The sequence below is a fragment of the Dietzia sp. B19 genome, from assembly GCF_014145155.1.
GTDB classification, from domain to species: domain Bacteria; phylum Actinomycetota; class Actinomycetes; order Mycobacteriales; family Mycobacteriaceae; genus Dietzia; species Dietzia natronolimnaea.
Map to the genome: position 1 here is coordinate 1 of NZ_JAALED010000044.1, position 9,134 is coordinate 9,134.

Consider the following 9,134-nt stretch of genomic DNA (forward strand, 5'->3'; position numbering starts at 1 on the left):
GGTGGGGGCCTCGGCGGTGGGGGCCTCGGCGGTGGCGCCCTCTGCAGAGGCGCCGGTCGCCGCCTTGCCCGCAGTGGCCTTGCGCGCCCTCTTCGCGGGGGCCTTCCTCTCGGGGACCTCCTCGGCGGGGGCCTTCTCGGCCGCCGACTTCGTCGTAGGGGTCTTTCCGGCCGCCGTCTTCCTGGCGGAAGCCTTCTTGGCCGGCGCCGTGCGGGAGGGCTTCTCCGCCGGGGCGTCCTCCACGGCGGGAGTCGCCTCCGACGCCGTGGCGCCACCGTCCCCACGGCTGGCGAACCAGGTGAGCAGCATCTCGCGCGTCACCCCGGACTGGGCGCTCCTGACCTCCACGCCGATGCCGGCCATGGCGGCCAGGAACTCCTTGCTGGTCATCCCCACGGCCTTGGCGGCCGCGTGCGCGCGCATCTTCTCCGGAAGCGCATTGAGATCGTCGATGGTCAGGTTCGAATCCGACACGTGTCTCCTCTGGCCGGACTCCGGGCGCGATCACGTCACCGGAGGGACTCCGGTGACCCACGCCGCCGCACGGGGTCGGCATTTCTCTCTGGGCCCCACCTCGGGTGGGGCTATGTCTTGTGGTCCGCGACTCCGGTGTGATCCGGCCCGCGGATGGCGGGCGCCCGATCCGGGGCGAACTGGAGGTCCGCTCGCCAAGAATGTGGGCTTCGGCCATTGTCCCACATACGCCGACGATCCGTCGCCGCGCGGGCGCTGCGAGAGGGAAACGCGCCCGCCGGTCCGGGGACCGACGGGCGCGTCCAGCGCGATCGCTGCTGATCAGCTCAGATCAGAGTCCGGGGAACCAGAGTTCGATCTCACGTGCCGCGGACTCCTCGGAATCCGACCCGTGCACCAGGTTGAACTGGGTCTCCAGTCCGAAGTCCCCCCGGATCGAGCCCGGGGCGGCCTTCTCCACCGGGTCGGTTCCGCCGGCGAGCTGGCGCCACGCGGCGATCGCGCGCGGCCCCTCGACGACACCGGCCACGACCGGCCCGGAGGTGATGAACTCGAGCAGGTCACCGTAGAACGGACGCTCGGCGTGTTCGGCGTAGTGCTCGGCCGCCGTCTCCTGCGGCACCCGTCGCATGTCCATGGCCACGAGCGTGAGGCCCTTGGCCTCCATACGCGCCAGAATGGTCCCGGTCAGGCCTCGCTGGACGCCATCGGGCTTGATGAGGAAGAAGGTTCTCTCGGTCACGGCCGCAATGGTACAAGTACCCGGCACTTGTCAGTCGTGTTGGCTGGGCAGGTAGCCGGCCGCCATCCGGCGGGACAGGTCCCGCCGCAGATAGAGGATGTACGCCCACACCGCGGCGAACATCAGGCCGCAGACACCCATCGACCAGTGCACCGCCCAGCCCGCCACCGCCAACCCGGCGAGGGTGAGGTTCAGCGGGATCGCCCAGGGGCGCCGCTGCAGTCCACTGGCCACGACCATCGCCACGGCGAGCAGGCTGACGAACCACACCTTCCAGGGTTGGAAGTGCTCGCCGTCGTCGACCCGGGCGATCACCGTGAGCACCAACCCGATCACGATCGCCTCGAGGATCAGCGTCCCGGCCATGATCCCCCGCAGGCCCTTCCACGGATCCACCGAGGGTTCGTGCGCGGTGGCCCTGGGGTCGGCGGGACCGGTGTCGGCGGAACCGGTCTCGGCTGAACCGGGGTCGGTCACTGTGCGTCCTTTCCGAACAGGCTGCGGGCGGCCCCGGCGGTCACCACGGATCCCGTGACGAGCACGCCGACGCCGGAGACGTCGTCGTCGGCGGTCGGGTCCGGGACACCCACCAGATCCAGCGCGGCGCTGATCGCGTCGGGGAGGGTGTCCACCACGTGGACCCGCTGGGCGGTGAACCTGTCCTCGGCGATGCGGGCGAGGTCGTCGAGCGCCATCGCCCGCGGCGACCCGGCCCTGGTGATCACGACCTCGTCGACCACCGGCTCGACGGCCGCGAGGAACGCGTCGGCATCCTTGCCGTCGAGCATGGCCACCACGGCGACGAGACGCTTGAAGTCGAACTCCGAGGTCACTGCCTCGGCGAGCGCGCGACCGCCGTGGCCGTTGTGCGCGGCGTCCACCAGGACGGTCGGGCTCGAGCTGAGCCGTTCGAGCCGACCGGGGTTGTCCACGGCGGCGAATCCGGCGCGGATGAGTTCGGGGTCCAGCGACCGGTCGGGGCCCGCACCGAAGAACGCCTCGACGGCGGCCAGCGCGGTGGCGGCGTTCTCGGCCTGGTGTTCACCGAACAGCGGCAGGAACACCTCCGGGTACTCGCCCCCGAGACCACGCAGGGTGAGCTGCTGACCACCCACCGCGAGACGACGTTCGACCACGTCGAACTCCGAGCCGAGACGGGCCACCACCGCACCCACCTCGACCGCGCGACGCAGCAGCACCTCCATCGCCTCGGGCTCCTGGCGGCCGATCACGGCGATCGGGTCCCGCGGCAACAGTTCGTCCTCGGCTCCCGGCTGGATGATCCCCGCCTTCTCCCCCGCGATGGTCGCCAGGTCGTGGCCGAGATAGTCGGTGTGGTCCAGGCCGACAGGGGTGACGACGGCAACGGCCGGCCGCACCACGTTGGTGGCGTCCCAGGTCCCGCCCATACCGGTCTCCACCACGGCGACGTCCACGGGGGCGTCGGCGAAGGCCGCGAAGGCCATCGCGGTGAGCACCTCGAAGTAGCTCATCCGGGGCCCACCACCGGACTCGGACCGCTGGTCCACCAGTTCCAGGTACGGCTGCAGTTCGCGGTAGGTGTCCACGAACAGGCGTGCCGTGACCGGCTCGCCGTCAAGGGCGATCCGCTCGGTGACGGACTGGAGGTGCGGACTGGTGTTGCGCCCGGTGCGCTGGTGCAGCGCCCGCAGGAGCGCGTCGATCATCCGGGTGACCGAGGTCTTGCCGTTGGTCCCCGCCACGTGGACGACCGGGTAGGCGTGCTGCGGATCCCCGAGGACGCCAGTGAGCTCCGCGATCCGGTCCAGGCTCGGTTCGAGGCGGGTCTCCGGCCAGCGGGTGGCCAGTTCCTCCTCGACCACAGCGAGCTCGGCGGTGTCGGCCTGCCACTCCGGGCTGCCGACCTCCGGGATCGGGCGCGGCTCCTGGTGGTCCTCACCGTCCTCGTCGCCGGGCAGCGGCCCGCCGAGGGAGACCCCGGAAACCAGGCCCTCCTCACCGAGCATCTCGGCGACGTCCTCTTCCGTGGGCGTGTCCCAGCCCTCGTTCGGGTCATGCGGCTCGAGCCACCGGTGGCCCGCCATCAGGCGGTGCTCCCGGCCGGGAGGCCCTCGAGTCGCGCGGAGATCCTGGCGACCTCGGCCTCGGCGAGATCCCGGCGCGCGCGGATCTTGTCCACCACGTGGTCGGGGGCCTTGCCCAGGAACGCCTCGTTTCCCAGCTTGGCCCCGGTGGTCTCCAGTTCCTTTCGAGCGGATGCCAAGTCCTTCTCCAGACGGCGCCGCTCGGCGGCCAGGTCGATGGTCCCGGAGGTGTCGATCTCGACCCCCACCGTGGACAATCCCAATCGGACCTCCAGCGAGGCCGTGGCGGTGAAGTCGTCCTCGGCCGGGGTGAACCGTGCGAGCGAGGCGACCTGGTCGAGCAGGTCCGCGGGCAGATCCGCCCGGTCGACGCCGGTGACGCGTGCGGGCACCCGCTGTCCGGGCTTGAGACCCTGGTCGGAACGGAAGCGACGGATCTCGGTGACGAGAGTCTGGGCGTCGGCCACCCGGCGCACGGACTCCGAGGCACCGTCCGCCGGGACCACGTCGGAGGGCCAGTCGGCGATCACCACGGAGTCGCGTCCGGTCAGGGCCGTCCACAGCACCTCGGTGACGAACGGGATGACGGGGTGCAGCATCCGCAGCACCACGTCGAGGACGTGCCCCAGCACGAGCCGCGTGTGCTCGGCCCTCTCGGAGCTGCGTGCCTCGTCGTCGTTCCCGAACTGGACCTTGGCCAGCTCCAGGTACCAGTCACACACCTCGTCCCACGCGAAGTGGTAGAGGGCCTCGCAGGCCTTGGAGAACTCGTAGCGGTCCAGCGCGTCGTCGACCGACACGCGCACCTCGCCGAGGCGGTGGAGGATCCACCGGTCGGCGTCGGTGAGCGCGGACGCCTCGGGGAGTTCGCCCACCGTCGCGCCGTTCATCAGCGCGAAGCGCGTGGCGTTGAAGAGCTTGGTGGCGAAGTTGCGCGAGGCCTGGGCGGCGTCGTCACCCACGGACAGGTCGCCCCCCGGGTTGGCTCCCCGGGCCAGGGTGAAGCGCAGGGCGTCGGCGCCGAAGCGGTCCACCCAGTCGAGCGGGTCGATGCCGTTGCCCTTGGACTTGGACATCTTCTGGCCGTGCTCGTCGCGGACGAGCCCGTGGAGGAACACGTCGGTGAACGGGACGGTGCCCGGCGCGGCCTTGTCACCGGTGAGGGTGCGTCCCACGAAGGTGCCGAACATCATCATCCGGGCCACCCAGAAGAACAGGATGTCGTACCCGGTCACCAGGACGGAGGTCGGATAGAACCGCTCGAGGTCGGGGGTCCGGTCGGGCCAGCCCATGGTGGAGAACGGCCACAGCCCGGAGGAGAACCACGTGTCGAGCACGTCCGTGTCCTGCGTGTACCCGGCGGGCGGCTCCTCGTCCGCGCCCACGCAGACCACCTCGCCCGAGGGGCCGTACCAAATGGGGATGCGGTGGCCCCACCACAGCTGTCGGGAGATGCACCAGTCGTGCATGTCGTCGACCCAGTCGAACCAGCGAGGTTCTTGGCTCTTCGGGTGGATCACCGTGTCGCCGTCGCGCACGGCGTCGCCGGCCATCCGGGCCAGTTCCTCGACCCGGACCCACCACTGCAGGGACAGGCGGGGCTCGATCGGCTCCCCCGACCGCTCGGAGTGGCCGACGGAGTGCAGGTACGGGCGCACCTCCTTGACGATCCGGCCCTGCGCCGCGAGGTCCTCGCGGACCGCGCTGCGGGCCTCGAACCGGTCCATCCCGTCGTACCGGGTGTCGGTCTGCGTGATCCGACCGGAGGAGTCCATGATCGTGGGCATCTCGAGCCCGTGCCGCTGGCCGATCGCGAAGTCGTTGGGATCGTGGGCGGGGGTGACCTTGACCGCGCCGGTGCCGAACTCCGGGTCCACATAGTCGTCGGCGACGACACGCATGGTCCAGCCCTCGCGGAACGGGTGCTCGATCTCGGTGCCCACGAGGTGGGCATAGCGCTCGTCTTGGGGGTGCACCGCGATCGCCGTGTCCCCCAGCATCGTCTCGAGCCTGGTCGTGGCCACCACGAGGTGTGGCTGCGAGTCGTCCATCGAGCCGTAGCGGAAGCTGACCAGCTCTCCCTCGACATCCGAGTATTTGACCTCGATGTCCGAGATCGCGGTCTGCAGCGTCGGCGACCAGTTGACCAGTCGCTCCGCGCGGTAGATCAGGCCCTGGTCGTAGAGCTCCTTGAATATGGTCTGCACGGCGCGGGACAGGCCCTCGTCGAGGGTGAAGCGCTCCCGCGACCAGTCCACGCCGTCGCCGAGACGGCGCATCTGCTCGCCGATGGTTCCGCCGGACTCACGCTTCCACTCCCAGACTCGTCCGATAAAGGCCTCGCGGCCGATCTCGTGCCGGTCGATCCCCTCGGCCACCAGTTTGCGATCCACCAGGGTCTGGGTGGCGATGCCGGCGTGGTCCATACCCGGCAGCCACAGCACCTCGAACCCCTGCATGCGCTTGCGGCGGGTGAGCACGTCCATGAGCGTGTGGTCGAGCGCGTGCCCCATGTGGAGGTTGCCGGTCACGTTGGGTGGGGGCAGGACCACCGAATAGGCCGGCTTGTCGCTGGAGGGGTCCGCCTCGAAGTAGCCGGCGTCGACCCAGCGTTGATACAGCTCGGACTCGACCTCGCCGGGGTTCCAGGAGGCGGGGAGGGAGTCCGCGCGGTCGGTCTCGGGGCCGGGAGTCGCTGCAGTCGTCACCCGACCATCGTAGGCCGTCGGCGCCGGGACCCCACACACGCCGCCCGGGCCCCGCCCCCGGGGTCAGTCGGTCAGGCCGAGGGCGTGCACGGCGTCGCGTTCGGAGATCAACTCGGCCACCGAGGCGTCGATGCGGGCGCGCTGGAAGTCATCGATCCCCAGACCCTCGACGACCTCCCATTCCCCGCCGTGGCTACGACAGGGCAGACCGGTGACCACGCCCGCGACTGTTCCGTACTGCCCCTCGGAGGGCAGTGCGACCGTGGTCCAGCTCTCCCCCGGGGTCCCGTGGACCCAGTCGCGCATCTGGTCGACCGCGGCGCCGGCCGCCGATGCCGCGGAGGACGAACCCCGGACGGAGATGATCTCGGCTCCCCGGTTCGCGACCCGAGGGATGAAGGTGTCGGCCAGCCAGTCCTGCTCGAGGCCGGCGGTCACGGGCGCACCGGCGCGGGTGAGATAGGAGACGTCCGGGAACTGGGTGGCCGAGTGGTTGCCCCAGACCACCACCCCGTCGAGCTCGGCGACGGGGGCGCCCAGGCGGGTGGCGAGCTGGCTCAACGCCCGGTTGTGGTCGAGCCGCATGAGGGCGGTGAACCGACCGGCCGGGACGTCCGGGGCGTGCCGGTGTGCGATGTAGGCGTTGGTGTTGGCGGGGTTGCCCACCACCACCACACGGATGTCCTCCGCGGCGCCGGCGTTGATCGAGCGCCCCTGGTCGCGGAAGATGGCCCCGTTGGCGCTCAACAGGTCGGACCGCTCCATCCCCTTGCCCCGCGGCATGGCCCCCACGAGGAACGCGGCGTTGGTGCCGTCGAAGGCCGCGGTGGCGTCGTCCGTGATGTCGATCGAGTCGACCAGGGGAAGAGCGCAGTCCTCGATCTCCATCGCCACGCCCTCGGCGGCGGTGACCGCGGACGGGATGTCGAGCAGCCGGAGCCGGACCGGGGTGTCCGGGCCGTAGACCAGGCCGGACGCCAGCCGGAAGAGCAACGAATAGGCGATCTTTCCGGCAGCACCGGTGACGGTGACGGTGACCGGGGTGGAGGTGCTCATGCGGGGGACCTTCCTCAGGCGACGACGGGGTCGGTCCCCACAGTAGTGAGGAACCGGCACCCTGGTGACCGCGCGAGCCGCCGTACACCCGTTGTTCGCCCCGGGGCCGATCGGTGACGCGGGGCCGGGGGTCGGGTCGTGGCGCGCGGGACGTCCGGTCAGGTGTGGACCTCGGCGCCCGTCCTGGCGCGGATCTCCTCGATCGTGACGCCCGGGGCGGGTTCGACGAGCCGGAACCCCTCCGGACAGATGTCGAGGACGCAGAGGTCGGTGACGACCCGTTGGACGCATCCGCGCCCGGTGTACGGCAGGGAGTTCTCCGCCAGGAGTTTGGCCTCGCCCGTGCGGGTGACGTGGTCCATCATCACGACCACCCGGCCGGCGCCGTGGACCAGGTCCATGGCCCCGCCCATGCCTTTGACCATGGCGCCGGGGATCATCCAGTTGGACAGGTCACCGGCCTGTGAGACCTGCATGGCGCCGAGCACGGCCACGTCGACCGTTCCGCCCCGGATCATGGCGAACGACTCCGACGACGAGAAGAACGCCGCCCCGGCAGCCGCGGTGATGGTCTCCTTGCCGGCGTTGATCATCTCCGGGTCGAGCTGTTCGGGCGTGGGGTACGGGCCCACGCCGAGGATCCCGTTCTCCGAATGGAGAGTGACGTGGACGCCCGTCGGTAGGTGGTCCGGGATCAGTGTCGGCATCCCGATCCCCAGGTTGACGTACTGCCCGTCGACGAAATCGGTGGCGATGCGTGCCGCCATCTGCTCGTGTGTCCAGCTCATGACCTGTCCTCTCCCCTGCTGCTGAGCTTCTCGATCTCCACGCCGGTCTCCTGGCGTCCGACCTCGACGAGCCGCTGGACAAAGATGCCGGGGAGATGGACGTCCGCCGGGTCGATCTCGCCGGCCGCGACGATCTCCTCGGCCTGGACGATCGTGATGCGGCCGGCCATCGCGACGTCCGGGTTGAAGTTCCGGGCGGTGCCGCGGAACTGCAGGTTGCCCGCCGTGTCCGCCCGATGGGCGTGGACGAGCGCGAAATCCGTGACGATCGCGCGCTCCAGGACGTACGGGGTCCCGTCGAACTCTCGGACCTCCTTGGGCTCGGAGGCCACGGCGACTCCCCCGTCGCCGTCATAGCGCAGCGGCAGTCCGCCCTCGGCGACCATCGTCCCGACGCCCGCCGGCGTGTAGAAGGCCGGGATGCCCGCCCCACCGGATCGCATCCGCTCGGCGAGCGTGCCCTGCGGCGTCAGCTCCACCTCGAGCTCCCCGCTCAGGTACTGCCTGGCGAACTCCTTGTTGGCCCCCACGTAGGAGGCCGTGGTGCGGGTGATGCGGCGGGCCTCCAGGAGCGTGCCGAGGCCGAAGCCGTCCGTGCCGCAGTTGTTGCTCACGGTCTGCAGATCGGTGGCGCCCTGTTCCAGGAGTGCGTCGATCAGGACGGCGGGGATGCCGACCAGACCGAAACCCCCCACGGCGAGGGAGGCGCCGTCCGGGATGTCCGCGACCGCGGCGGCGGCCGACGAGAAGATCTTGTTGGTCATGTCACACATCGTAGGACCTGTTCGCCTGTTGCACAACTGTTCGCGCTACGTACACTTTCGACGTATCGTGGTTCACGTCACCCGCGCCAGAACTGACCCGCCGCTCCCCAGGAAAGGACCCATCCCATGCCCGCCACCCTGTCCCACCAGGTCAGCGGCCCGCCCTCAGCGGATGCCCCTGCCGTAGTACTGCTCGGATCCCTCGGTTCGGACCGGTCGATGTGGGACGCCCAGGTGCGCGATCTGGCCCGCGACCACATGGTGATCGCCGTCGACCACCGAGGGCACGGGAACTCAGACGTCATTCCGGGGCCGTGCACGATCGCCGACCTCTCCGGCGACGTCCTAGCCCTGCTCGACACCCTCGGCGTGGGTCACGTCCACGTGGTCGGGCTCTCCCTGGGCGGCGCCGTGGCCCAGTGGCTCGCGGTCCACGAGCCCACCAGGGTCCGGTCCGCTGCCCTGCTGTGCACGGCTGCGAGGTTCGGCGAGCCCTCCGGATGGGCGGACCGCGCGGCCGCGGTCCGCGAGGGTGG

General features: G+C 70.5%; 8 protein-coding genes and 1 pseudogene. 1 reads left to right on the top strand and 8 read right to left on the bottom strand.

The window, feature by feature from the left end:
• The 8 genes and pseudogenes from G6020_RS01925 to G6020_RS01960 all read right to left on the bottom strand — a co-directional run.
• Positions 1-474, bottom strand: a pseudogene (locus G6020_RS01925) (ribonuclease E/G); the annotation flags it as partial.
• A 331-nt stretch (positions 475-805) separates the two neighbouring features.
• Positions 806-1,216: a nucleoside-diphosphate kinase gene (gene ndk / locus G6020_RS01930; RefSeq protein ID WP_182609484.1), complete on the bottom strand. Its 411-nt coding sequence runs from the start codon at positions 1,214-1,216 to the stop codon at positions 806-808.
• Positions 1,217-1,246: 30 nt separating this feature from the next.
• Entirely contained in the window at positions 1,247-1,693 is a 447-nt protein-coding gene (locus tag G6020_RS01935; RefSeq protein ID WP_182609485.1) for a DUF4233 domain-containing protein, read from the bottom strand.
• Positions 1,690-3,282, bottom strand: a complete 1,593-nt coding sequence (locus tag G6020_RS01940) for a folylpolyglutamate synthase/dihydrofolate synthase family protein (RefSeq protein ID WP_194305916.1) — start codon at positions 3,280-3,282, stop codon at positions 1,690-1,692. Before G6020_RS01940 ends, G6020_RS01935 begins: the two co-directional genes overlap by 4 nt.
• Entirely contained in the window at positions 3,282-5,990 is a 2,709-nt protein-coding gene (locus tag G6020_RS01945; protein ID WP_182609486.1) for a valine--tRNA ligase, read from the bottom strand. The genes G6020_RS01940 and G6020_RS01945 overlap by 1 nt, the downstream gene beginning before the upstream one ends.
• 63 nt (positions 5,991-6,053) lie before the next feature.
• Positions 6,054-7,046, bottom strand: coding sequence for a malate dehydrogenase (locus G6020_RS01950; RefSeq protein WP_182609487.1), 993 nt, complete (start codon positions 7,044-7,046; stop codon positions 6,054-6,056).
• Positions 7,047-7,204: 158 nt separating this feature from the next.
• A complete protein-coding gene (locus G6020_RS01955; RefSeq protein WP_182609488.1) occupies positions 7,205-7,834 on the bottom strand; it encodes a 3-oxoacid CoA-transferase subunit B in 630 nt (209 codons plus the stop codon).
• Positions 7,831-8,598, bottom strand: a complete 768-nt coding sequence (locus G6020_RS01960) for a CoA transferase subunit A (protein WP_179524926.1) — start codon at positions 8,596-8,598, stop codon at positions 7,831-7,833. The genes G6020_RS01955 and G6020_RS01960 overlap by 4 nt, the downstream gene beginning before the upstream one ends.
• Positions 8,599-8,724: 126 nt before the next feature.
• On the opposite strand from G6020_RS01960, the gene G6020_RS01965 reads away from it, so the two are divergent.
• Positions 8,725-9,134: alpha/beta fold hydrolase (locus tag G6020_RS01965; RefSeq protein ID WP_182609489.1), on the top strand; the 410-nt coding region annotated here is incomplete at its 3' end.

Excerpts from the sequence above, each read along its gene's own strand:
- G6020_RS01940 (WP_194305916.1), bottom strand. The coding sequence starts at position 3,282 with ATGGCGGGCCACCGGTGGCTCGAGCCGCATGACCCGAACGAGGGCTGG.
- G6020_RS01950 (WP_182609487.1), bottom strand. The coding sequence starts at position 7,046 with ATGAGCACCTCCACCCCGGTCACCGTCACCGTCACCGGTGCTGCCGGA.
- G6020_RS01955 (WP_182609488.1), bottom strand. The coding sequence starts at position 7,834 with ATGAGCTGGACACACGAGCAGATGGCGGCACGCATCGCCACCGATTTC.
- G6020_RS01960 (WP_179524926.1), bottom strand. The coding sequence starts at position 8,598 with ATGACCAACAAGATCTTCTCGTCGGCCGCCGCCGCGGTCGCGGACATC.